Source organism: Candidatus Accumulibacter meliphilus, from assembly GCF_036625345.1.
GTDB classification, from domain to species: domain Bacteria; phylum Pseudomonadota; class Gammaproteobacteria; order Burkholderiales; family Rhodocyclaceae; genus Accumulibacter; species Accumulibacter meliphilus.
Genome location: NZ_JAZKTZ010000001.1, coordinates 162,837 through 187,000, shown reverse-complemented (window position 1 = coordinate 187,000; position 24,164 = coordinate 162,837). Strand labels below are relative to the sequence as shown.

21 protein-coding genes, 1 pseudogene and 1 riboswitch are annotated in these 24,164 nt (G+C 62.6%); of the genes and pseudogenes, 12 read left to right on the top strand and 10 right to left on the bottom strand.

The genetic code is table 11. The annotated features are described in order from the left end of the window. Positions 1 to 3 precede the first annotated feature (3 nt). The 4 genes from V5B40_RS00880 to V5B40_RS00865 all read right to left on the bottom strand — a co-directional run bounded on the left by V5B40_RS00880 (position 4) and on the right by V5B40_RS00865 (position 6,331). Complete coding sequence (locus tag V5B40_RS00880) at positions 4 to 2,427, bottom strand: heavy metal translocating P-type ATPase (protein ID WP_332352687.1); 2,424 nt, start codon at positions 2,425 to 2,427, stop codon at positions 4 to 6. 238 nt (positions 2,428 to 2,665) lie between these two features. Then, on the bottom strand, positions 2,666 to 4,159 hold the full coding sequence (locus V5B40_RS00875) for a sensor histidine kinase (RefSeq protein ID WP_332352685.1): 1,494 nt from the start codon (positions 4,157 to 4,159) through the stop codon (positions 2,666 to 2,668). Continuing rightward, entirely contained in the window at positions 4,128 to 4,808 is a 681-nt protein-coding gene (locus V5B40_RS00870; RefSeq protein WP_332352684.1) for a response regulator transcription factor, read from the bottom strand. The genes V5B40_RS00875 and V5B40_RS00870 overlap by 32 nt, the downstream gene beginning before the upstream one ends. 332 nt (positions 4,809 to 5,140) lie before the next feature. Continuing rightward, the gene (locus V5B40_RS00865; protein ID WP_332352683.1) at positions 5,141 to 6,331 is read right to left on the bottom strand and encodes a M20 aminoacylase family protein; all 1,191 of its coding nucleotides are present in this window, start codon (positions 6,329 to 6,331) and stop codon (positions 5,141 to 5,143) included. Positions 6,332 to 6,413: 82 nt separating this feature from the next. Between V5B40_RS00865 and rapZ the strand changes: the two are divergent. The 10 genes and pseudogenes from rapZ (at position 6,414) to V5B40_RS00815 (ending at position 13,906) form a co-directional block, all read left to right on the top strand. Continuing rightward, positions 6,414 to 7,291, top strand: a pseudogene (rapZ, locus tag V5B40_RS00860) (RNase adapter RapZ). A 5-nt stretch (positions 7,292 to 7,296) separates the two neighbouring features. Further along, positions 7,297 to 7,671, top strand: coding sequence for a NusG domain II-containing protein (locus V5B40_RS00855; RefSeq protein WP_332352682.1), 375 nt, complete (start codon positions 7,297 to 7,299; stop codon positions 7,669 to 7,671). Positions 7,672 to 7,746: 75 nt separating this feature from the next. Beyond that, positions 7,747 to 7,819, top strand: a riboswitch (S-adenosyl-L-homocysteine riboswitch). Positions 7,820 to 7,923: 104 nt separating this feature from the next. Continuing rightward, on the top strand, positions 7,924 to 9,333 hold the full coding sequence (ahcY, locus tag V5B40_RS00850; protein ID WP_332353222.1) for an adenosylhomocysteinase: 1,410 nt from the start codon (positions 7,924 to 7,926) through the stop codon (positions 9,331 to 9,333). A gap of 30 nt (positions 9,334 to 9,363) precedes the next feature. Further along, positions 9,364 to 9,717 (top strand): phage holin family protein, encoded by a 354-nt coding sequence (locus V5B40_RS00845; RefSeq protein ID WP_332352681.1) that lies wholly within the window; start codon positions 9,364 to 9,366, stop codon positions 9,715 to 9,717. Positions 9,718 to 9,727: 10 nt separating this feature from the next. Next, positions 9,728 to 10,567: a methylenetetrahydrofolate reductase [NAD(P)H] gene (metF, locus tag V5B40_RS00840; RefSeq protein ID WP_332352680.1), complete on the top strand. Its 840-nt coding sequence runs from the start codon at positions 9,728 to 9,730 to the stop codon at positions 10,565 to 10,567. 9 nt (positions 10,568 to 10,576) lie between these two features. Further along, positions 10,577 to 10,927: a TfoX/Sxy family protein gene (locus V5B40_RS00835; RefSeq protein ID WP_332352679.1), complete on the top strand. Its 351-nt coding sequence runs from the start codon at positions 10,577 to 10,579 to the stop codon at positions 10,925 to 10,927. A gap of 160 nt (positions 10,928 to 11,087) precedes the next feature. After that, the gene (locus V5B40_RS00830) at positions 11,088 to 11,366 is read left to right on the top strand and encodes a DnaJ domain-containing protein (RefSeq protein WP_332352678.1); all 279 of its coding nucleotides are present in this window, start codon (positions 11,088 to 11,090) and stop codon (positions 11,364 to 11,366) included. Beyond that, positions 11,363 to 11,926, top strand: coding sequence for a hypothetical protein (locus tag V5B40_RS00825; RefSeq protein ID WP_332352677.1), 564 nt, complete (start codon positions 11,363 to 11,365; stop codon positions 11,924 to 11,926). Before V5B40_RS00830 ends, V5B40_RS00825 begins: the two co-directional genes overlap by 4 nt. Then, the gene (locus tag V5B40_RS00820) at positions 11,926 to 12,657 is read left to right on the top strand and encodes a hypothetical protein (protein WP_332352676.1); all 732 of its coding nucleotides are present in this window, start codon (positions 11,926 to 11,928) and stop codon (positions 12,655 to 12,657) included. The genes V5B40_RS00825 and V5B40_RS00820 overlap by 1 nt, the downstream gene beginning before the upstream one ends. 49 nt (positions 12,658 to 12,706) lie before the next feature. Beyond that, a complete protein-coding gene (locus V5B40_RS00815) occupies positions 12,707 to 13,906 on the top strand; it encodes a hypothetical protein (protein WP_332352675.1) in 1,200 nt (399 codons plus the stop codon). A 72-nt stretch (positions 13,907 to 13,978) separates the two neighbouring features. On the opposite strand, the gene V5B40_RS00810 is transcribed toward V5B40_RS00815, so the two are convergent. Both V5B40_RS00810 and V5B40_RS00805 read right to left on the bottom strand, forming a co-directional pair. Beyond that, positions 13,979 to 14,890, bottom strand: coding sequence for a DMT family transporter (locus V5B40_RS00810; RefSeq protein WP_332352674.1), 912 nt, complete (start codon positions 14,888 to 14,890; stop codon positions 13,979 to 13,981). A 354-nt stretch (positions 14,891 to 15,244) separates the two neighbouring features. Further along, positions 15,245 to 16,621: an ATP-binding protein gene (locus tag V5B40_RS00805; protein WP_332353221.1), complete on the bottom strand. Its 1,377-nt coding sequence runs from the start codon at positions 16,619 to 16,621 to the stop codon at positions 15,245 to 15,247. A 205-nt stretch (positions 16,622 to 16,826) separates the two neighbouring features. On the opposite strand from V5B40_RS00805, the gene V5B40_RS00800 reads away from it, so the two are divergent. Both V5B40_RS00800 and dtd read left to right on the top strand, forming a co-directional pair. Beyond that, positions 16,827 to 17,846 (top strand): cation diffusion facilitator family transporter, encoded by a 1,020-nt coding sequence (locus V5B40_RS00800; protein WP_332352673.1) that lies wholly within the window; start codon positions 16,827 to 16,829, stop codon positions 17,844 to 17,846. Between the two features lie 7 nt (positions 17,847 to 17,853). Continuing rightward, a complete protein-coding gene (gene dtd, locus V5B40_RS00795; RefSeq protein WP_332352672.1) occupies positions 17,854 to 18,306 on the top strand; it encodes a D-aminoacyl-tRNA deacylase in 453 nt (150 codons plus the stop codon). Between the two features lie 53 nt (positions 18,307 to 18,359). On the opposite strand, the gene bfr is transcribed toward dtd, so the two are convergent. From bfr to V5B40_RS00775, 4 genes are all read right to left on the bottom strand, one after another. Then, positions 18,360 to 18,839 (bottom strand): bacterioferritin, encoded by a 480-nt coding sequence (gene bfr, locus V5B40_RS00790; protein ID WP_332352671.1) that lies wholly within the window; start codon positions 18,837 to 18,839, stop codon positions 18,360 to 18,362. Positions 18,840 to 19,028: 189 nt separating this feature from the next. Beyond that, the gene (locus tag V5B40_RS00785; protein WP_332352670.1) at positions 19,029 to 21,449 is read right to left on the bottom strand and encodes a mechanosensitive ion channel family protein; all 2,421 of its coding nucleotides are present in this window, start codon (positions 21,447 to 21,449) and stop codon (positions 19,029 to 19,031) included. A gap of 48 nt (positions 21,450 to 21,497) precedes the next feature. Further along, positions 21,498 to 22,022, bottom strand: coding sequence for a hypothetical protein (locus V5B40_RS00780; protein ID WP_332352669.1), 525 nt, complete (start codon positions 22,020 to 22,022; stop codon positions 21,498 to 21,500). Between the two features lie 94 nt (positions 22,023 to 22,116). After that, on the bottom strand, positions 22,117 to 23,838 hold the full coding sequence (locus V5B40_RS00775; RefSeq protein WP_332352668.1) for an FAD-dependent oxidoreductase: 1,722 nt from the start codon (positions 23,836 to 23,838) through the stop codon (positions 22,117 to 22,119). Between the last annotated feature and the right edge of the window lie 326 nt (positions 23,839 to 24,164).

The following is a 24,164-nucleotide window of genomic DNA, read 5'->3' as shown; positions in this document are numbered from 1 at the left end:
AAGTCAGATTGAGATCCTGCGCAGCCGCAAGGCGTTGCTAATCACCGAGATCGACGACAGACTCATCGCCGCGGCGGCAAAAATCGGTGAGACCAGGATGCCCAGGAAGGGATACAGGATGCCGGCGGCGACCGGAACCCCGGCGGCGTTGTAGACCAGGGCAAAGAACAGGTTCTGTTTGATGTTGCGCATCGTCGCCCGGGCCAGACGGCGGGCGCGCACGATACCGTTGAGGTCGCCCTTCACCAGCGTGAAGCCGGCGCTCTCGATGGCCACGTCGGCGCCAGTGCCCATGGCGATGCCGACGTCGGCCTGCGCCAGTGCCGGCGCATCGTTGACGCCGTCGCCGGCCATCGCCACGTGGTGGCCTTTGGCCTGCAAATCCTTGATGATCCGTGCCTTGTCGGCCGGCAGTACGTCGGCACGGATTTCATCGATGCCCAGGCGGCCGGCGACGGCACGCGCCGTGCGTTCGTTGTCGCCGGTGGCCATGATGATCGTCAGGCCCTCGGCGTGCAGCGCCTTGAGTGCTTCGGGCGTACTCTCCTTGACCGGGTCGGCGACGCTTACCAGGCCGGCGATTTGTTCGCCAATCAGGATGAACATCACCGTCTCACCCTCGTCGCGGCGGGCGTTGGCCGCCCCGACGAAGCTGCCTCCATCGAGACCCAGTTCAGTGAGCAGTGCGGCATTGCCCAGGGCCACCGCCTGGCCATCGACGACGCCCTTCACACCTTTGCCGGTGAGCGCCTCGAACTCGTCAGCCTTGGCCAGGTCGATGCCACGCTCTTCGGCTCCCTTGACGATGGCTTCGGCCAGCGGGTGTTCAGAGCCTCGTTCCAGACTGGCCGCGAGGCGCAGCACTTCGTCTTCCCTGTGCCCGGCAGCGGGCAACACTGCCACCAGCTTCGGTTTGCCGACGGTCAGCGTGCCGGTCTTGTCGACGATCAGCGTGTCGACCTTGGCGAAGCGCTCCAGCGCTTCGGCGTTCTTGATCAGCACGCCGGCCTGCGCGCCGCGCCCGGTGGCGGTCATGATCGACATCGGCGTCGCCAGGCCGAGCGCGCAAGGGCAGGCGATGATCAGCACCGCCACCGCTGCGACCAGAGCATAGGAAAGCGCCGGTGCCGGTCCCCAGGTCGCCCAGGCGATGAACGCCAGGATGGCGATGCCGATCACTGCCGGAACGAACTTGCCGGCGACCGCGTCGGCGAGCTTCTGGATCGGCGCCCGCGAGCGTTGCGCGTTGGCAACCATCTCGACGATCTGGCTGAGCACGGTGTCGCCTCCGACCCGCTGCGCTTCGATGATCAAGGACCCGGTGCCGTTGACCGTCGCCCCGGTGACCCTGTCGCCGGCGACCTTCTCCACCGGTACCGGCTCGCCCGAGATCATCGACTCGTCGATCGACGAGTGACCTTCGCGCACGATGCCATCGACCGGCACCTTGTCGCCGGGGCGCACCCGCAGGTGCTCGCCGACGACAACGTCCTCAAGAGGGATTTCCTCCTCGCGCCCGTCGGCACGGATCACGTGCGCCGTCTTGGCGGCGAGGTCGAGCAGCGCGCGGATCGCCGAACCGGTGCGCTCACGCGCGCCCAGCTCCATCACCTGCCCGAGCAGAACCAGGACAACGATGACCGCGCCGGCCTCGAAATAGACGCCCACATGCCCCTGCGCGTCGCGGAAGCCATCCGGGAACAGCCCTGGAAAGAGGACCGCGACGATGCTGAACAGATACGCCGAGCCAACGCCCAGGCCGATCAGCGTGAACATGTTGAGGCTGCGATTGACGACCGATTTGACGCCGCGCACGAAGAACGGCCAGCCGGCCCACAGCACCACCGGCGTACTCAGGACCAGCTCGACCCATAGCGCCGTGCGTTCACCGAGCAGATCGCGTACGAAGCCCAGACCGAGGAAGGGCCCCATGGTCAGGATCAGCAGGGGCACGGTGAGCACCGCGCCGATCGCGAACCGGCGCCTGAAATCGACCAGCTCGGGGTTGGGGCCTTCGTCAGCGCTCGGAACGCCGATGGGCTCCAGGGCCATGCCGCATTTCGGGCAATCCCCGGGCGCATCGCGAACGATTTCGGGGTGCATCGGGCAGGTGTATTGCGTGCCGGCCGGCGCTGAAGGCGCTTGCTCCGCTTGCTTCTTGTGCGCGCCAGTCAGGTAGTGCGCAGGATCCGCAGCAAACCTGTCGTGACATTTCTGTGAGCAGAAGTGCCAGGTCTGGCGCCCGTACTCGAAACTCGGCTTGCCAGCGCCAAGCGTGACGGACATGCCGCAAACCGGATCCTTGACCGTCCTGGCGCCGGCGGCATCGTGACCAGGGTGCAAGTCGTGGGTGGCGTGCGAATGCTCGGGCTGGTGATGCGGATGTTCGTGCCCGCTCGACCGTGCCTCGTTTGTCTTCGTGTTCATGGCAGTCCTTTCAAGGTAGTCCTGCTAGCAGTTTCGACCTGTGTGTCGCTCACCGGTCAAGTGCTTTCTTTCAGGGCACGATTGCCAACTGATGTCCTTCGCCGCCCGGGTAGGGAGAGGGTGTCCAGTACTTCCTGCCAGCTCTCGCTTGTGGAAGTAGATTTCGAGATTTCGGCAGGCCCTGGTCGCCTCCGGTCCTGCGCAAGCGTCCGGCAAGGCGGGGCCATACCGACAGCGGTCAGGCAAAGCCGGTGCGGGCGGCTGCCGGAATTGGCAGGCGCGACGGCTGCAAGCGCCGCAACGGGAAAACAATCCGGGCAATACAGCCGCACACCGCTTCACCACTCTCGCCGCTGGTCTTTGGACGCAGGCTGGCCGCGGCCTGATGGATCTCGGCAATCTCGCGAACAATGGCCAGGCCCAGGCCGCTTCCTTCGCCATCGCTGCCGTCGGCCCGGTAAAAGCGGTCGAAAACCTTGTGCGAATCGTCGTCGGAAATACCGCTGCCACTGTCTTCGATTTCGAGCAGGGCGAAATCGCCCTGCGCAAACACCCGCGCCGTGACGCGTCCGTCGGCGGGGGTATAGCGCAGGGCATTGTCGAGCAGATTGTTGATCATCTCGCGCAAGAGAAAAGCGTTACCGACGATCGGCACGGCACCGGCCGGCTCGTAACCAAGGTCGATGCGCCTTTCGAGCGCCTGCACGACCCAGGTCTCGACGATTTCGCGCAGCAGCGGCTCAAGGTCGAGCGCCAGCAGCGTCTGCTGCGAGTGACCACTCGCTTCGGCACGCTCCAGCGCCAGCAACTGGTCGACCAGGCGCGAGGCGCGATCAACGCCGGCGAGAATCTGGCTCAAGGCGTGCCGCAGCTCGCCCGGATCACGCTCGCGCATGGCCAGCTGCGCTTGCGTCTTCAAGCCGGTGAGCGGCGTGCGCATCTGGTGCGCGGCGTTGGCAATGAAACGGCGTTGTGCGTCGACGTTGTTCTGCATCCGCGCCAGCATCGAATTGAAAGCTTCGGTCAGCGGCCGCAGCTCCTCGGGAACGCGGCTCAGCGAAATCGGCGAGAGATCCGCTTCGCGACGCGCTTCGATGCGCTTGCGCAATCGGGTCAGCGGACGCAAGCCTTGCGATAGGCCGAACCAGACCAGCACCACCGCCAGGGGGATGATCACGAACTGTGGCAGGATCACGCTGGCAATGATCTTGTTCGCCAACTGCGAGCGCTTTTCAGTCGTCTCTCCAACTTCGATCAAGACCCGGGGCGTCGTCGACTGGGCGCTGGCGAAGAGAACCATGTAGGCGACGCGCAGCGTCTGGCCGCGGAACTCGTCATCGCGAAAATGAACCTCGCCGGGCTCGTTGTTCTCGAGACTGATGGGCAAGACCGGCACGGGCAGTTCGGGGTCACCGACGACCAGTTTGCCGCTGCCATCGAGCAAATGGAAATAGACGTTGTCGATCTCGTCGGAACGTAGAAAAAGCTGCGCCACAGCCGGCATCGCCAGTTGCGGACGCCCGTCGTCGAAAGTGATTTGTCGCGATATCGCCGTCACATGCTCGCGCAGTGACTGATCGTAAGGGAAGCTGGCGACACTGTTGGCAAAGTAGTGGGTGAAAGCGATGCTGATCGGCCACACAAAAAGTAAGGGTGCCAGCATCCAGTCCAGGATCTCGCCGAAAAGCGAGCGCTGGACGTCAGGGTCTCGTTTCTTCCGCAGGTTTCTCAAGATAGTATCCGAGGCCGCGCACGGTCGTGATATTGACACCTGTCGCTTCGAGCTTCTTGCGCAAGCGATGGATATAGACCTCGATGGCGTTGTGGCTCACTTCCTCGCCCCAGCCACAGAGGTGATCGACCAGTTGGTCCTTGCTGACCAGCCGCCTGGCGCGCGAAAGGAGAATCTCCAGCAAGCCGAGCTCACGAGCGGAAAGGTCGAGCATCTCGCCATTGACCATCGCACAACGGTCGGTCTGGTCAAAAGTGAGCAAACCGCAATGGATAAGCCGTGCCGTACCTGACGAGCGGCGACTCAGCGCGCGCACACGCGCCTCGAGTTCAGGCAGCTCGAAAGGCTTGGCCATGTAGTCGTCGGCACCCAAATCAAGCCCTTTGACGCGGTCGTCGATACCGTCGAGCGCAGTCAGGATCAATACCGGGGTGCTCGATTTGCGAGCACGCAGCCGGCGCAGCACATCCAGGCCGGGCAGCCTTGGCAGACCCAAATCGAGAATTACCAGATCGTAGACGTTGGTCAGCAAAGCGGTATCGGCGTCGATTCCTGTGTACGCGCAGTCGACGGCGTAGCCCCCCTTGCGCAGCGAGCGGCAAAGGCCATCGGCAATGATTCTGTCGTCTTCAGCAAGAAGAATGCGCATCGCTGTCGGTTCTTGAGCTGGCGCACGTAAGCTGCCTGTAAGCCCACGTCTTTACGCTACACACGCTGTTCTCCATTTCATGGTCTGGGAGTTCTGGCTTCGGCCGGAACTCGGGGAGTATCCAGCTACTGTACTGGATACTCCCCGCCATTTTTTCGCGGGCCTTTGCAGCAGCACCGCAACCACCGTCATCGCTGCACGCGGTCGGTCGCGGGGCGGGCTGCGGCCCTGCTATTCTGCGAGTGTAACAAAAAACCTCCCACTCTCGTCACGCCTCGCGCACTACGTTCCGCGAGCCATGCCGGCGCCTTGGCGGAACGCAGGCCAGCAACTCAGGCCAGGCCTTGCTCGTGCCTCCCCTTCAGCCAGGTCTCTGCCAGGCGCACCCAGTAACTGATGCCGATCGGCAGGATTTCGTCGTTGAAGTCGTAGTGGGGATTGTGCAAGGTACAACCGCCGCTACCGGGACCGTTGCCCAACCAGGCGTAGCAACCCGGCTTCTCGGCCAGCATGTACGCGAAGTCTTCGGCGCCCATCGACGGCAGTTCGTCCACGCGCAGCTTGTCAGCGCCGAGCACGTCCCTCGCCACCTGACGACAGACCTCGCTTTCTGCCACGCTATTGACCGTTGCTGGATAGCGATGGTCGAAGCGCACGGAAATCTGCGCACCAAAAGCGCTGCCGATGCCGCTGCACAGACGTTCGACGGCGCTCTCGACCAGCGCCTGCGTTTCGCCATTGAAGCTACGGATCGTGCCGCGCAGGACGGCGTCGTCGGGAATGATGTTCCAGGCTTCACCGGCGTGTATCTGGGTGACGCTGACCACCGCCGACTCGCAGGGGTGAACGTTGCGCGCCACAACGGTCTGCAAGGCCAGCACCAGCTGGCTGCTGACGACCAGCGTATCGACGCCTTGATGGGGCATCGCGGCATGGCAACCTTGGCCGCGCACCCAGATCTCGAAGGCACAGGTCCCGGCCATCACCGGCCCCGGCATCACCGCCATTTCGCCGACCGGGATTCCGGGCCAGTTGTGCAGGCCAAATACGGCGTCCATCGGAAACTTCTCGAACAGGCCGTCGGCCATCATCACCGCCGCCCCTCCCTCCGACTCCTCGGCAGGCTGGAAGATGAAATGCACGCTGCCGTCGAAATCAATCTCGTTCACGTGCTCGGCCATGTAGCGCGCGGCGCCGAGCAGCATCGCCGTATGGCCGTCGTGACCACAAGCGTGCATCAGACCTGCCGCGGTCGAGCGGTGGGAAAAATCGTTCTTCTCGAGCAGCGGCAAGGCGTCCATGTCGGCGCGCAGACCGATCGCCCGCGCACTACTGCCTTTGCGCAGGGTCGCAACGACGCCCGTACGCGCCAGCCCGCGATGGATTTGCAGCCCGTAGCTGCTCAACTCGCGCGCCACTACATCGGCAGTGCGCAACTCATTGAAAGCAAGCTCCGGGTGGGCGTGAAGGTCACGCCGAATTGCCGCCAGTTCGCCGAGAAAAGGGATATCAAAAAGAGTCATGAGCCTGACCTGACAAAGTGGAACATCGAGAGTATGCCAGAGTGACTTGCTCGTGGCGGCGCACACCGCTATCCTTGCGCACATGCATCTCGTGCTCATTAGCGGCCTCTCCGGTTCCGGAAAATCGATTGCCCTCGAAGTGCTGGAGGACGCTGACTACTATTGCGTGGACAACCTCCCCTCGCAGTTGTTGCCGCAGCTTGTCGAGCAACTCGATGAGCAGGGCTATGACAAGGTCGGCGTGGTGATCGATAGTCGCGGCGGCGACAGCGTCGCCAGGCTGCCACCGCAACTCGACGCACTGCGCGCCCGGAATCTCGAACTGCAGCTGCTGTTTCTCGACGCGCAGGACGACACGCTGATCAAACGCTACTCGGAAACGCGGCGCCGGCATCCGCTGGCCAGCGATCGGCTGACCCTCACCGAAGCAATCGCCGAAGAACGTGTCCACCTCGCCGGCCTGTCCGCCATCGCCCATCACATGGACACCACCGTCCTCAAGCCCGCTCCTTGCGCGAGTGGGTGCGCCAGTTCGTCGCCACCGACGACATGGCGGAGCCTTGCCAGGGACTGGCGCTGCTGTTCGAGTCGTTCGGCTTCAAGAACGGCATTCCGCTCGACGCCGACCTGGTGTTCGACGTGCGCTGCCTGCCCAATCCCTACTACGAAGCCAGCCTGCGCACGCTGACCGGCCGCGACGAGCAGGTCATTTCCTTTCTCGAAGCCGAAGCAGAGGTCCTGCGCATGCGCCAGGACATCGCCGGCTTCGTTCGCGCCTGGCTACCGGCGTATATCCGCGACAGTCGCAATTACCTGACCGTAGCCATCGGCTGCACCGGCGGGCAACACCGCTCGGTTTATCTCGCCGAACGTTTGGGGCGAGAATTCCGCAGCAGTGCCCGGGTGCTGGTTCGCCACCGCGAGTTGCCGCCGCCGATGCTCACTCTCGACATTTCCTAACGGTCATGCACTGGTTCGGGCTGTTCAAGCCCGGCGATTGGCTGATCGTGGCGCTGGGCCTGGCCTTCTGTGCCGCCGCCTTCCCGCTGGCCTGGCAGGCAGGCGTTGCTGAAAAAGCCATCGTCCGGCGCGGCGGCGACGTTTTCTCGGAACTCGAACTATCACGCAATCGGCGCATCGAAGTCCCCGGTCCGCTGGGTATTACCACGGTGGTCGTCGACCAGCGTCGCGTGCGCGTCGCTTCGGATCCCGGCCTCCGCCAGTACTGCGTGCGCCAGGGCTGGCTGTCGCGCCCCGGCGAGATCGCCATCTGCGCCCCCAACCAGGTCAGCGTCGAGGTACGGGGAAGCAAGCAGACTTACGATTCGCTCGCTTACTGAACCGGGCGCGGCAAGAGCACTGCTTCGTGACGAACCCTGCTTTAACAGACCAGGATCCGGTTATAATGGCAAGCCTAATCCGAGGGGCGCTGCAGGGCTGTCGCTAGACAGTTTCAGGCTCGGATTTCTCAAACGGCGCTCATCCAACCAACCCATGCCGGACATGGGAAGCGGGATGGGCCCACGCTGAAGTCCTTCAGTGGGCACGTGACGGCTTCCTGTCCCGGCAAAGTTCTGAAGGAGCCACCTGTGCTGGACGCTTTTAGCAAGACCCAAGACTACGTGATTGCCGACCTCGGCCTCGCCGACTGGGGCCGCAAGGAAATGCGCATCGCCGAAACCGAAATGCCTGGCCTGATGGCGATTCGCGAAGAATTTGCCGCTGCCAAGACCCTGCAGGGCGCGCGCATCACCGGTTCGCTGCACATGACCATCCAGACTGCCGTACTGATCGAGACGCTGACCGCCCTCGGCGCCGAAGTACGCTGGGCGTCGTGCAACATCTTTTCGACCCAGGACCATGCCGCCGCAGCCATCGCCGCATCCGGCGTGCCGGTGTTTGCCGTCAAGGGCGAATCGCTGACCGACTACTGGGACTACACGCACCGCATCTTCGAGTGGCCCGACGGCGGCTTCAGCAACATGATTCTCGACGATGGTGGTGACGCAACCCTGCTCCTGCACCTCGGTGCCAGAGCCGAAAAGGACCCCTCGGTTCTCGCCAAGCCGACTTCGGAAGAAGAAACCATCCTCTTCGCGGCGATCAAGGCCAAGCTGGCCAGCGATCCTGCCTGGTACTCCGTCCGCCTGGCGGCGGTCAAGGGCGTCACCGAGGAAACCACCACCGGCGTGCATCGCCTTTACCAGATGCACACCAGGGGCGAGTTGCGCTTCCCGGCGATCAACGTCAACGATTCGGTCACCAAGTCGAAGTTCGACAACCTTTACGGCTGTCGCGAATCTCTGGTTGACGGCATCAAGCGGGCGACCGACGTGATGATCGCCGGCAAGGTCGTCTTGATTGCCGGCTACGGCGACGTCGGCAAGGGCTCGGCGCAGGCCATGCGCGCCCTCTCCGCCCAGGTCTGGGTCACCGAAGTCGACCCGATCTGTGCGCTGCAGGCGGCCATGGAAGGCTTCCGGGTAGTGACCATGGATTACGCGGCCGACAAGGCCGACATCTTCGTCACCTGCACCGGCAACTACCATGTCATCGACCACAGCCACATGGCGAAGATGAAGAATCAGGCCATCGTCTGCAACATCGGGCACTTCGACAACGAAATCGACGTCGCCTCGATCGAGGGTTACAGCTGGGAAGAAATCAAGCCACAGGTCGACCACGTGATCTTTCCCGACGGCAAGCGCATCATCCTGCTGGCCAAGGGTCGTCTGGTCAATCTCGGCTGCGGCACGGGCCACCCGTCGTACGTGATGAGTTCCTCGTTCGCCAACCAGACCATCGCCCAGATCGAGCTGTTCACGCGGACCGCCGATTACCCGATCGGCGTCTATACACTGCCCAAGCATCTGGATGAAAAGGTCGCCCGCCTGCAACTCAGGACCCTGAACGCCCAGCTCAGCGAATTGAGCGATGCGCAAGCAGCGTACATCGGTGTCGCCAAGGACGGTCCCTACAAGCCGGACCACTACCGCTACTGATACCCGAGACCTCAACAGGGGGACATCGTCATGCGCCTGATCCTGCTCTGGCTGCTCAACGCCTGCGCACTCCTAGCCGTCGCCTACCTGATGCCCGCGTCGATACAGCTGGCATCATTTGGCACGGCAATGATCGCCGCCGTGCTGCTGGGGCTGGTGAACACCGCCTTACGCCCTCTGTTGGTCTTGCTGACGCTCCCGGTCACGCTGCTGAGCTTCGGCCTCTTCCTGTTCGTGGTCAACGGCCTGATGTTCTGGCTGGCGGGCTCCTTGCTCGAAGGTTTCGTCGTCAGCGGCTTCTGGCCGGGCGTCTTCGGAGCGCTGCTGTACAGCATCATCGCGTCGCTACTTTCTTCCCTGTTGACCACCCGCAAGGGCCAGTGATGTGCTCCTCATGACACAGAACAAGCGTACTTTCAGCCTCGAGCTCTTTCCACCGCAAACGCCCGAGGGCGCCGCAAAGCTGCGCGCCGCGCGGGCGCGCATGGCCACGCTCAAGCCGCGCTTCTTTTCGGTCACTTTCGGTGCCGGCGGCTCAACCCGCGACCGGACGCTCGAAACGGTGCTCGAAATCCAGCGCGAGGGCTACCAGGCGGCGCCGCACCTGTCGTGCATCGGCTCGACGCGCGAAAGCATCCGCAGCATCCTTGAACAGTACCGCGCGAACGGCATCCGCCACCTCGTCGCCTTGCGCGGCGACCTGCCGTCCGGGATGGCCCGGCCTGGCGCTTTTCGCTACGCCAACGAGCTGGTCGAATTCATCCGTGCCGAAACCGGCGACTGCTTCCATATCGAGGTCGCCGCCTACCCCGAGTACCACCCGCAGGCGAAGAATCCGCAGGACGATCTGCAAAGCTTCAAGCGCAAGCTCGACGCTGGCGCCAACTCGGCCATCACCCAGTACTTCTACAACTTCGACGCCTACGCGCACTTCATCGACGAGTGCCAGGCAATCGGCATCGACCTGCCAATTGTCCCCGGCATCATGCCCATCGCCAGCTACAGCAGCCTGGCGCGCTTTTCCGACACCTGCGGTGCCGAAATACCGCGCTGGATCAGGAAGAAGCTCGAAAGCTACGGCGACGATAGTGCATCGATCCGCGCCTTTGGCCTCGACGTGGTAACCGGGCTTTGCGAACGCCTGTTGGCTAACGGCGCACCGGGACTGCACTTCTACACCCTCAACCAGGACGCGCTGACCGCCGCCTTGTGGCAGCGCCTCCGTCTTTCATAGGTTTTCAAGATGGCTGCACGCGAGCTGCCCGTAGTTGTCCGCTATGCTCTCGAACTCTTCGCTCCGCTGGGCACCCTGCGCGTCAAGGGGATGTTCGGCGGCTGGGGCTTCTATTGCGACGATCTGTTCTTTGCCATCGTCGCCAACGACATCCTCTACCTCAAGGCAGACGTGCAAAGCGCAGCCACCTTCGAAACTGTCGGCGGCGAGCCTTTCCGCCTGGTTCGCAAGGACGGCCGTATCGACACAATGAATTACTGGACGGTGCCCGAAGAGGCGATGGAGAGTAGCGAGGAAATGCTGCCCTGGGCGCGTGCCGCGCTGGCCGCGGCGGCGCGCAATCGCAAGCCGGCAAAGTAAGTCGCCGGCGGCAGCAGGCCTGCCAGCGTCGCGCGCAGCGGCTGCCTCGTTCGTGCGCAGGCCGAAAGCGCTGATTTCGGGCTAGAATGACCCGCTTTGCGCACTCTCGCCAGCGGCACGCACGCCAGCGCGCCGCCGACCCAGCCCGAAGAGAGGATGCATGAAGGACTATTACGCAGTACTTGGCGTGGTCAGTGATACGTCTCTCGAAGGCGTAAAGCAGGCCTATCGCAAAAAAGCCCTGCAGCTCCACCCTGACCGCAATACCGCGGCCGACGCCGCTGACCGATTCCGCGACGTTCAGGAAGCGTACGAAACGCTTTCCGACGCCAGCAAGCGGCACGACTATGACGAGAACCGGCGTCGCAATCTTCTCGAAAAACCGCTTGAAACCGCGCGCGAGATCTGGAAGAACTACCTGGAAGGAATATTGCAGTGAGGCTGTCGCATTTTTTTGAAGAACTCAGCGCGGCCTACGACGCCGAGCTCGACGACCTGCTGACCGACTCGGCAGGGCACGATGTTCTCGCGCAGCGGCTACGCCTGAAGCGCAGTCAGCTTCCCGAACTGCTGCCGATGATCGAATTCAGCCCGGAAATGGTCGCCGTCACGTTCCACGGGGGAATGGACTTTTCCAGCCCGGAAGTCATGCGCGATCTGGCGTCTCAGGACCCGGAAGACCTGCCTTCCTGGGAGCTACTGCTGGAGAGCGTGCATCTGCAGCCGTGGGCCAGCAAGCTGGCGAAAACGGTCCTCGACGCTCCGAACGGCGAACGCTTCCTGGTCGTCACAGCCTGCCTGGAATACCTGCACGGCAGAAGCAAGCCATCGTCAGAGTCAGGCGATCGGCGGCAGCGCAACGATTTCGACGACGAACGCTCCGACGCCGAGGGCGACGGCGACGGCGACGGCGACGACATCGATCTCGAGGAAGCGGGCGCCGACTGGCTTGCCGAACAGGGTTTTGACCGCAAAGATCGAAATTCGGGAGACAACTGATGAGCCATCCAGTACTCGTGCGCGCCGAGAAGCTGATCCGTGTCGGCGACATCGTCGGTGCCGAGGCGGCGCTGGCCTCCCTGGTAGACAGCGACGGCGACGGCGCCCTGGTCGTCGCACTCGATGATTTTGCCGCCAAGGACCTCTTGGCAGTCCTCCGCGACTTCGATTCATCGAAGGAATCGGTGGTCAGCCTGCTGGTCCTGCCGGCGCAATTCGCGCGCGCCATCGTCCTTGAGCGTCGCTATGGCGATGCCACTCACGAACGCCTGCAGGCGATCATCAACTCGGTCATTTTCCGGGCTGACAGCGACCCCGGCGAGTTCATCGAGGCAATCGCGGCGGTCGACGGCGGCTGTGACGCGCTGGCCGATTATCTCTGTGATCGTGCCGAAATCGTCGAGCACTTCTTCAAGACCGGCACTTTCGGCTTCTTCGACGACGTCGATGAAGCGGCTGCCGAGTTGAACGACGACGAACGTCTCGACGAATTGTCGGATCCCGAGGCCAATCGCCCCTTCCTCAGCCACAGCGAAGTCAGCGATCAGGACTGGATGGAGCTGACCTGGCTCCTGCGTTACGAACATGCCGAGATTTTCCGCGACGTCCTGCTGATTTTGCGGGCGCGCGCACGAGCCGAAGAACCGCAACTGGCAAGCGACGAAACGCCGACGCGTGCCAATGAGCAGCGCCGCCCCCCGGGCGAGCCCGAGGAAGAATCAGCCTTGTAGATCAGAGAGCTCGACGCACCCAATGCTAGCCGCAGACATCTGACCGCCCATGCCCAACGACCACCGCCAGCTCGCCGTTTTCGACGACCGACCTTTTTTCGAACGTGCGCTCGTTTTCGGCGTCCGCGCCGGCATCCTGGCCGACGCGAAAATTGCCGCCATTGTCGACGACGGGCCGAAGGGTATGGTGCAGATCGCCGAGTATTTCGGCACCCAGTACCTGCGCCCGAACATTGACGAAGCACGCCAACGAATCGTCAATCTGGTCAGTTTGTTCCTTGAGGAACAAAGCGGTGGCGACCTTGAAAAAGCGGCACACTCCTTGCGTGACGGTACTTTTCTGTCGCATTCGCGAGGCGGCTCGGAAATGCTGAAAAGCCTCTGGGCAATGCCCGAAGATGCCTCGTTCGGAATCATGATCAAGCAGTCCCAGAAGCTGTTTCTCGCCGACTGGTCGCTGCGCAGTAGCGCCGACTATCGCCAGGCGCGCGCAGAACGGCAAGACCACCAACAGACGATCGACACGGCGCTGTGGTTTGCGGACAGCCTCGGCGTCCCTGCGGAAGAGATTTCGACCGTGGCCAGCGAGTCGATCATCCGTACTGCCGTCCTCCTGCATCTCGCCGGCAGCAAGGCAACTTCACTTCCCAACGCCGCCGAATTCGTCGGCATATTGGCAAAACTCCGCGAAAAAGGCGTCCGCGCCAAAGGAAGCAAAAGCCTCGGGGCGGTTTTCAAGGCGCTGCCGGAAGCCTATCAGGCGGTCGCTCGCAGGGAACTGCACAAGGTCGAAAGCGAGGATCTGCCGCGGATTCTCGACGCCTCGCAGGCGATGAGCACGCTGATTCCCGAGCTTGAGCCCTTGTATTTCCTGCGCGACTTCGGTCTCGAGGAAGCCAGCCAGTTCAGTGCAGGGGTGTCGCAGGACTGGCAGAAGATCACCGCTGGCAAGGTAGACGAGAATTCGCTGCTGACGGTTTTTCTCTGTCTGGCGGTTGATACGACGCCCAAGGCTGCACTGAGCAAGGCCGCCGCACGTACGCTGATCGGCAAAGTCCGGAAAGAGGGCCTGCAACGCCAACCGGCACTGGCCTTCATCCGCGCTTTTGCCCCTTACGCCATGCAGGATGACCTCGAGGCCCTCTGGAATGAGGTCTTTCCCGAGCTGGAGAACGCCCTGGTCGACCCCGCCGACACTTCCGGCAGCCAGGCACTCGCCTACCTCAAGGAAAACTGCATCATTCACTAGACTAGTGGCGTGGGTACGCCGGCCAGCACGCTCGACTCGCAGCTGCGTGCGCTTGCTGGATGCTGGACTGACTCAACGCCGCGAGACCAGCCATACCCCCGCCAGTACCAGTCCAGCGCCTGCCAACTGCACCAGGGAAAGCGGCTCGTCGAGCAGCAACCAGGCGAAGACGATGGTCAGCATCGGGCCAAGGGTCCCGATCATCACCGACTTGCTCGCGCCGATACGACGGATCGCCGCCGATTGCAGGAAGACCGGCAGCACCGTGGAGAAAAGCGCCATCGCCGCCGCGTAGGCATAGATTGGCAGCGGCTGCAGCAACAACGCCGACAGCGGCTGCGTGACGAGCAAATGCAGCTCGGTGGCCAGGACCGAGACCAGCATCGCCAGGGCTGTGAAGCGCACCGAACCGAGGCGCTGGATCATGCTGCCGCTACCCGCCAGGTAGAAAGCGTAGGCCAGCGACGAGGCGAAGATGAAAAGCGAGCCGATGATCACCGATCGCGCCTCCCCCGAAAACTCGAGGTCATGGAAAAAGACCAGGCCGATTCCCGCGTACGACAGCAGCAGCGCGCCGATCTCGCGGCGCTGCAAGCTCTTGCCCATGAACAGCACGCCGATCATCACCGTCAGCGTCGGATAGGTAAACAGAATCAAGCGCTCGAGACCGGCGCTGATGTAGCTGAGGCCGATGAAGTCGAGAAGGCTGGCGCCGTAGTAGCCGAGCAGGCCGAGCGCGACCAGCGTCAGCCAGTCACGGCGCGACAGCGACGGCGCCGCGCGACTGGCGTGCACTGCGATGACCGCGAAGAAGGGCAGAGCGAAGCTCATCCGCAAGGCGAGCAAGGTGATCGCCTCGACCGGCACGGCCTGCGGGACGGCGTAGGCGAGCTTGACGAAGATCGCCTTGAACGAGAAGCCGAAGGCCGCCAGAATCGCCAGCGCGACCCCGAGACTTTCGGAAGACCAATTTTTCCAGGGCATGCCGATGGCGAGACAGTAGACGTTGCGGACGCCTCTGGCTGACGAAGCGGGCGCTCACTGTACGTCAACGGCGACGACGGGTAAACGTCGGCGACGGCAGCCGCCCGCAGGTCCTCGCCGGCCTGTCGAAACCGGATGGCCTGGTGCTGCTGCACGATGGCATCGCCGTCAGCCCGGAAGCCGGCGATGACCAGTTTCTTTATGTCACCGTAGATGCGACCCACCAGGCACGGCTGTTGCTGCTCGATAGCGGCAGATCGCTACAGGTCATCCTGGGCCATGCGCGCTCGACGCAGACCGTGCTGTCGCTGGCTCCGGGGCAGCTGCTGATCGGCGAACAGGGTTGCGCCCGGATCAATCGCAGCATCGCTTCTCTACGGCTGGAAAAGTCACCGTCACGCGCAGGCCTGAACACGATGGCTGGTCGGCAAAGCCAAGAGCCAGCGTGGCGCCCACGCGGACGGCAATAGCCCGAACAATCGACAGACCGAGGCCCGAACCGATTTCGTTGCTGCCCAGGACGCGATAGAACGGATCAAACACCCGCTCTCGCTCTGCGTCCGGAATGCCGGGACCGCTATCTTCAATTACCAGCGTCGTCGCGGCGGCGGTAGCCAGCACCGACAAGTCGACGCGCCCACCGGCCGGCGTGTAACGAATCGCGTTCCCCACCAGGTTCTTGACGAGAGTCATCAAGTCAAAGTCGTTAATGACCACTTCGGCGTCGGCAGCGCAGACGACGCCAATATCGATCGCCTTCGCTTCAGCCAAGGGCATCAAGTCCTCCAGCACGCGCCGGTAAACCTCTTGTACAGACAGCCTGCTTTGCGAGGTGTTGGCCGACGCCTGGGCACGGGCCAGAGCCAGCAGTTGATCCAGTAATGCTGCGCCACGTTCGATACCCTGGCGCAGGGTCTTCAGTCGTTCCTGGGCGTTGAGCGACATTTCGGCCGCGGCGAGGCGTTCGGCTTGCAAGGAGAGCGCAGTCAGCGGCGAGCGCAACTCGTGGGCCGCATCGCCAATGAAACGCCGCTGCGCATCCATCGATTTTTCTACTCGCCGCAAGAGCCGATTGATGGCCAGAACGAAGGGGCGGATTTCGTTGGGCAAAGTCTCGGGGGCAATCGGATGCAACTCGTCCTCGTGGCGCTGATCGATTTCATGGGCGAGCGCGGCAACCGGGCGAAATATCTTGCGAACCATCGCGGCGACGACCAATAGCAGGATCGGAACCAGGATAAGGAAGGGCGTCAGCGTGAGTAGCGCGCCGCCGCGAGAAATTTCGTCGCGAACGGCCGTGTCCTGCGCTACGGCTAGGCGCTCCCCACTGTCAAGAGCCCTGACCAGAACGCGATAGCGTTCATGACCAATGCTCACCGTCTGCAGACCGTCGACCAGATCTGCTGGCAGCGCCAAGGGCAGATCGGCAGACACACCGCTGGCGATCGAGGAACTGCTGGCGAGGAGTTGCACGAAAACGCGATTCTCCCGATCACGAACTTCCTCGTTACCGAGTTCTCCCACAGGCGGAGTAGTCAAGGCCAAATGTTGCCGGACAATGGCCGCCGCAAGCTGCCGCAGCACATCGTCCTGCAACTCCTCAGCCTCATGGTGCGCCAGAAAAAAAGCGAAGATACCGGCGATCAGGGCCACACCGAGAATCGTCAGGGACAGCCCGACGGACAGCTTGCTTTGCAGCGACTCTCTCAGACGCTTTTCGAGACCATCCATCCAACCCCCCCAATGTTCTTGATGATTTCTCTGAACTGCGTAGGAAGCATCCTGCAAGGCGGCGAGAACGGCATTGCCGATCATTGCGTCGTCTTCGACCAGTAGTACCCGCATCCTTTTCTCCTTTCAGCAAACGGCAGCATCTTCCGCCCGCAGTCCCGAGCTGACCCCCAGCGCCATTTATGTCGGCTAGAATGTCGGCAGTATGAGCGAACACCACCCACACGATAAGCACGAGGGCCACGAGGGCGACGATCACGACGGCAATTCGCACGTAGCTGGCCGCGCCGCGCACGACCATGGCGCGCATGGCGATCACGATGGCCACGCGCATCACCACCACGCGGACGCCGGCCCGCGCCTGATCTGGGCGTTGCTGCTGACGCTGGGCTTTGCCGCCGTCGAGGCGGTCACCGGTTTCTGGTCGGGATCGCTGGCACTGCTCGGCGATGCCGGGCACATGGTCACCGACAGTGCTTCGCTGGCCCTCGCCGCCTTTGCCGCCTGGATCTCGAAACGGCCGCCGACACAACGGCACACCTACGGCTACGGCCGCGTCGAAACCCTGGCAGCGCTGGCCAATGTGCTGTTCATGGTCGTGGTCGTGGTCGGCATTTCGGTGATGGCGGTGCGCCGCTTTCTCGAACCGGGGGTGGTCAACGGCGAAGCAGTAACCATCGTTGCGGCGATTGGACTGGTGCTCAACATCGGTGTTGCCTGGTTGTTGATGCACGGCGAGCAAACGATGAATACCCGCGGAGCCCTGCTGCACGTGCTCGGTGACCTGCTCGGTTCGGTGGCCGCGCTGGTCTCCGGTGCGGTGATCATGTGGACCGGCTGGATGACCGTCGACCCGCTGCTCTCGCTGCTGATCTGTGCGCTGATGCTGGTATCCAGCCTGCGCCTGCTGCGCGAGGTCCTGCAGGCGTTGATGGAAGGTGTCCCGGTGAGCCTGTCCACCGAGCAGGTCGGTCGCCGCTTGGCCGGCGTGCCGGGCGTTGCCTCGGTGCACGATCTGCACATCTGGACCCTGTCGTCGAACCGTATCGCGCTATCGGCGCATCTGGTCGTCGAATCGCTGGCGCACTGGCCGGCGGTCCTTGCCGCCAGTCGGCAGGTCCTCTCCGAGCAGGGCATCACGCACGTCACCTTACAGCCGGAACCTCTGCACAATGCCGTCCGCTGGCTGGCGCCCGGCGAACCACGCGGCGTGCCGGAAAGCTGAGCAAGGGATGCGGGTCGTCGCCCAACGCGTCGCCTCGGCACGGGTGGAAGTCGATGGTCAAGTGACCGGCAGCATCGGCGCCGGTCTGCTGGTCCTGGCCGGCTTCGAGCCCTCCGACGCCGACGCCGATCTTGACTGGATGGCCGCCAAGCTGGCCCGGCTACGCATCTTTGCCGATGCGGCCGGGGTCATGAACCGCAGCGTCGTCGATGCCGATGGCGAAATGCTGGCGGTCAGCCAGTTCACCCTCTTTGCATCGACCCGGAAGGGAAACCGCCCTTCCTGGAACCGCGCGGCACCGCCGGACCTGGCGCAACCTCTCTTCGAGCGCTTTGTCCTGTGCCTCGAAAACGCCCTGGGACGGCAGGTGCCGACCGGCGTCTTTGGCGCCGACATGCAAGTTCACCTGATCAACGACGGTCCGGTAACGATCAGCCTCGATTCGCGGCAAGCGGAGTAGCCGCACGGAGCTTGGCGAGCCAGCCCGCACATCACTAGGCGGCCAGCCGACAATCAGTCCCCTGACGCCCCGCCCATCTGCGTCTGCAGATAGTTCTGCAAGCCAACCTTGTCGATCAGATCGAGCTGCGTTTCGAGGTAGTCAAGGTGCTCCTCGGTGTCATTGAGGATCTCCTGCAGCAGGTCGCGGGAGACGTAGTCCTTGACGGATTCGCAGTGGCTGACGGCGTCGATAAGGTCGGCGTGCGCAGCGTGCTCAAGCTTGAGGTCGCCGCTCAGGCACTCGGGAACGTTGGTGCCGATGGACAGCTTCGGCACCTCCATCTTGGGCAGGCCGTCGAGAAACAGCAAACGTTCAATGATCTTGTCGGCGTGCTGCATTTCTTCGATCGACTCCTCGTACTCGTGCTTGCCGAGGGCGTTGAAACCCCAGTTCTTGTACATCCGGGCGTGCAGGAAATACTGGTTGATCGCCGCGAGCTCGTTGGCCAGCTGTTTGTTGAGCAGCTGAATGACCGTTTTGTCACCTTTCATGGGGGACTCCGTTTTGAGGTTTGCCGCAAACAGTGTTGCGGCGGGTAATTGGGGAAGCGCGGGGGAGCCGGGTTTCCACCCTCAGCTTGCCCGCCAGTATGACAGGCGCAGCCACCGTTACAGACAGCAAGCTGGCCGCGCAATTCACATGTTGGCCGGATCAGCTTCTTCATCGCCTCCTCCCCGCGCTCAGCCGGCTTGTCTTCCCCGCACCGGGGTGCGCTCGATCCGCAAAGGGCCGCGGAAATTGATATCACGCTGCGGAAAGGGGATTTCGATGCCCTCTTCGCGGAACGCGGCATCGATGGCACGATTGATGTCGCTGATCACGCGCTGGCGCCGGTCGACTTCGCGGATAAAGGCCCGCAACTCGAACATCAGCGCGCTGTCACCGAAGCTCAGAAACAGTGCATAGGGCTCGGATAGCTGCGGGTTGCCGCGGATGACTTCCGGGTGATTGTTGGCGACCTCGTGAAGGATCTCGATGACTCTCTCGACCTTGCTGCCGTAGGCAACGCCTATGGGTACCGTGATCCTTCCCCAGGTATTGCGCAGCGTCAAGTTGGTCACCTGGCCGGAGATCAGGTCCGAGTTGGGCACGATCACATCGGCGCGCTCCAAGGTACGTATGGTCGTCGTGCGAATACTGATGCGCTCGACGTAACCCTCGGTGCCGCCAACGATGATCCTGTCGCCGGACTTCACCGGCCGCTCCACCAGCATGATGATGCCGGATACGAAGTTATTGATGACATTCTGCAGGCCGAAACCGATGCCCACCGACAGCGCACCGGCAATGATGGCCAAATTGGTGAACTGGATGCCGGCGATCGATAGCGCAACGATGACCGAAAGAGCCACGGCCACGTAACCGAAAGTGGTGACCAGCGCTTCCCGTGCGCTGTGCTCCATGCGTGAATTGAGCAACCATTTCGACTCCAGGCGGCCCTTGAACCAGCGGGTCAGTGTGAGCAGGACGACGAGCGCCAGGATGGCCCACAGTAATTGACCGGGGACGATGCTCACGCCGGCGACCTCGAAACCCTCCGTGAAATAGCGCAGGATATCGCTGTTGATCTCACCAGCTCCCCAGACACGCAACACCAGCAAGGCGACAGCAATCCACAGCAAGAGCTTGACCAGCAGTCGCAACCAGTACAGGCCGGGCACGTACTCCTCGTCCTTGAGTCCGATGGCCTGACGCAGGGCTTTTTGCCAGCGATAGCGTCCCTCGTCCAGGCCATCGAACAGATCGGCGAAAAACCGACTCGCCACCAGGGCCAGCCCGAACAGCAGCAAGCTGACGCTGACGCCGTTGATTATCAGCCTCTCGAGGTTCGCATAGCCGATCCAGCCGGCAACCAGGCCAGCGAACAAGGCCAGGCTGATGAGCAGCGGGGCGGTCCACTTGTCACGCCAGTCATGGAGCCGGCGCAGCAGCCAGATAACCCAGATGACATTGAGAACCCAGATCACGTCGAAAGCCATTCTGGTCAGCGCAAACATGATCTCGCTGAGCAGGCCCTCCGCCCGGAGTTCTTGCACCAGCCACCAGATCAGCGCCAGCAGGAGCAACATGCGGCTACGCCGGCCCAGCGGTCGCGCAACGCTCTCCGACAAGCTCAGATAGTAGGTCGCGGGCCGACAGGGGCTGAGCAGGCTTCGGATACCGACCACGACAATAAAGTAGGCGAGCAGGCCGTAAACCAGATTGGCGACAAAGGGCAGATCGCCACCGGCACGCGGAATGATCGCCACATAGGCGCTGATACCTCCGAGAGTAAGCAGAACAGGCGCATAGCTGATGGCACAGGCGACAAGCGCCTGAACAAGTCCGGCAGAGACGTCCCCATTCTCGACTTTCATGGCGGCCACCTGGGCCAGCTGCCGGCGCTGCACACGGCGGCCGAGGAAAAAGCCCAGCAATCCAAGGGCCGCGGCAACAGCCAGTTGCAGAGGGCCAAGCGCATGCCAGCCGGTGGATCGCGCCGCCAGTTGGGTCGTAAAGTCCAGCCAGCGCTCCGCCCCATCCAGATTGGCCCGCACCAGATCCACCAGGCCAGGTCCGCGCACCAGTAGCTGCCGCGCTTGCAGACGGCGCTGGTAATGGTTCACCTGCGCGTCCAGATCGTCAGTGCGTAGCAGTAGCAGTTTGCAGCGGGCAATATGTTCTTCCAGGTCGGCCTTACGGCGCTGCACATCTTGCAGCGGCTCGCCGATGGCGGACGAAACCGGCTTGTCAGCTTGCTCGCTCGAGGAGCCCCCTTTGGCCGGCCCGCCGTCCGCGCGGCCATTTGGGCCGAGGATGGCCAGCTCGCGGTCCAGCTTCTTGACCTCCAGCGTCGCCCCTTGCACGCAGTTCAGCGCGCTTGCACGAACCGTGCCGACTTGCGCTTCAAGCGTTCTCAGCTCCTGCTTTGTCGCTGTCCCGGCGGAGTCGAGCTGACGTTCAATGCGACCGAGATCTGCCGTCGCCTGGCGCAGAAGCTCAAGTTCCGGCGCCTCCGCGGCCGCTGTTGGGTTCAACAGCGCCGAAACCAGCAACAAGACCCAGACCTGGCAGCGCACAAAGCGGCGGAAAAAACGGTGGCTCTCATGACGGATCGGCATGTTTCTATTCCAGAGGTGGTCGCTCATCCGTGGCGAGCGTTCAAACATTCATTGACGAGGTCGTGCCCGGAAAAATAGAGCCCATATCTTGTCCGTACCCACGACCCGCCCAAGCTCCCTGATGGCGAAGAAGGGGGTCAGGGCCACCAAGATGACCAGAGACCCGGCGAGTAATTCATGCGAGCCCTTACCCAGGAATTCAAGCAAGCCGCTGCCGAAACCCTTGCCTGTCCATAGTCCCTTGAGCCCATGCTCACAGAGCGTGAACACGACAACCAGAAGGGTGAACATGACGGCTTTGTAGAGCGCCGGAAAAATCAGGGGCATATTCTCAAGGCCACGACCAATGCGCAGCACAGAGCCGATCATGATCACCTTGCCCAGGATGAACGCCTCGACAAGCGCTATCCAGTAGTTCGTGTAGCTAATATCATGGGCAGCGAGGACGAGCCGGCGATACTGCGTGAAAGCGGCAAACACGAGGGTAAGGTAGATAACGATGGTCGCGTACTCGCCGAAATTACGGAAGAGCTTCTCCTTCCAGTGCCCGCCTTTCTGATCACTACTGCTCATTGCTCGCTATACCTCAACAAAGAGACATGAACTCGCCGCCCCAAGCCGCCTCCTGTAGCCGGCTCGATTTCTCCTGCTGGAAGGGCGCTTCCGTTCAGTCCTCCAGCAAACGCGTATGAAAGCGCGAAAGCATGCCGCCAGCGATCGTCTTTGCCTTGAAGCCGTTTTGCAGGAGGACACGGGTCGCGTAATAGGCGCGCTGGCCAGAGCGGCAGATGACTTGTATTTCCCGATCGCGCGGCAGCTCGCCAAGGCGGGCACGGATCTGTCCGAGCGGAATGTTTACCGCGCCGGGCACACTTTCCACCGCCAGTTCGGTCGCTTCACGCACATCGAGGAGAAAGCCGGCAGCGCTGTCATCCCAGTGACCCGATGGCATATCACCACGCAGGACATCGGCGGCGACCATCCCGGCGAAGTTGACCGGATCCTTGGCGCTACCGAATTGTGGCGCGTAGCAAAGTTCGGCTTCCTCGAGATCGTAGATAGTTGCCCCCATCTGCAACGCCATCGCCAACGCGCTGACCCGCTTGTCGACGCCATCCTCGCCGAGCGCCTGCGCGCCGAGAAGGCGCCCATCGCTCTTGCGGAAAAGGACTTTCATGGCGATCGGCCGGGCGCCCGGGTAATAGCCGGCATGTGAATTCGGATAGAGGTAGATCTTCTCGTAATCGCTATCGCCAAGGCGCTTGAGTGTCTTTTCACCGACGCCGACCCAGGCCGCCGCCGCACCAAACAGGCCGATAATCGAAGTCCCCTGGGTCCCCCGATAGCGCGACTCGCGTCCAGCGATCACGTCGGCCGCGATACGTCCCTGGCGGTTGGCCGGCCCGGCAAGGGCGATCAGGCTCCATTCGCTGGTCACGAAATCCCTGACCTCGACGACATCGCCGACGGCGAAGATATCTGGTTCGCTGGTGCGCATCTGTTCGTCAACGCGAATTCCGCCACGCTGCCCGATTTCCAGGCCAGCCGTTTTCGCCAGCGCCGTATCCGGGCGAACTCCCAAGGCGAGGATAACGATGTCCGCGGGATGCGTTTTTCCGGATTTCGTCAAAACCTCAAGTGCACCGTCGCCCGCCTGCTGGAAGCCGGCCACCCCGTCGTTGAGCGCCAGGCGAATGCCGTGACGTTCGACGTAGCCTTCGACGATGCGAGCCATGTCCAGGTCGAGCGGCGCCAGGACCTGATCGAGCATCTCGACGAGGGTGACGTCGAACCCTCGGTGCACCAGGTTCTCCGCCGTCTCCAAGCCGATGAAGCCGCCACCGATAACGACCGCGCGGGTTTTTGGCCTGACCGTCTGGAAGCCGGAATACTTGTCCATACCACCGAGGAACATGGAGCCGCGCTCTATCCATTCGCGAATCGCGCGCGCATCTGGAACGGTCCGTACCTGAAAAATGCCCGGCAGGTCGATACCCGGCAAGGGCGGGCGAACGGAAAGCGCGCCCGGAGAGAGCACCAGCTTGTCATAGGACTCAGTGCTCACGTCGCCGCTGGCCACGTCGCGCAACTCGATGGTCTTGCTCTCCGGCGAGATGCGGACTGCCTCGCAAGCGGTGCGCACATCGATGGCGAACTGTCTGCGAAAGGTATCGGACGTCGCCACCAAGAGGCTCGATTCCTTCTCGATCACGCCGCCAACATGGTAAGGCAAGCCGCAGTTGGCATAGGAGACGTAGGGACCCTTTTCCACCATGACGATTTCCGCGTTCTCGTCCAGCCGCCGTAGCCGCGCGGCGCACGAGGCACCACCCGCCACACCACCGACGATGACAACTTTCGTTTTTCCTGCCTGCCGTGATTTTTCCATGGCTCACTCTTCCATTCGGTTGATATCTACGTCCTCCGCCGCGACGGCGTAAGATCATGCCCTTAGCTACAGCCAGATTATCGCAATCCCGCGCCAACACGTCATACATTTCAGAGGGGCTTCCTACAATTCCAGACAGATCTCCGTGCGCTCACTGGAAAAAGCAATTGCGTAGGATTTCTCTGCTGGAAAGTGCCATCACCGATGCAAGCTGGCAAGGATAGTAGAGGGATGCCTGCTTGAGCGGCAAGGTCAGTGTCAGACTGCCGGTCCCGCACTGCGACAAGGGGGCCGTGCCAGGGCCGTATGATAGGCGAGTGACATCG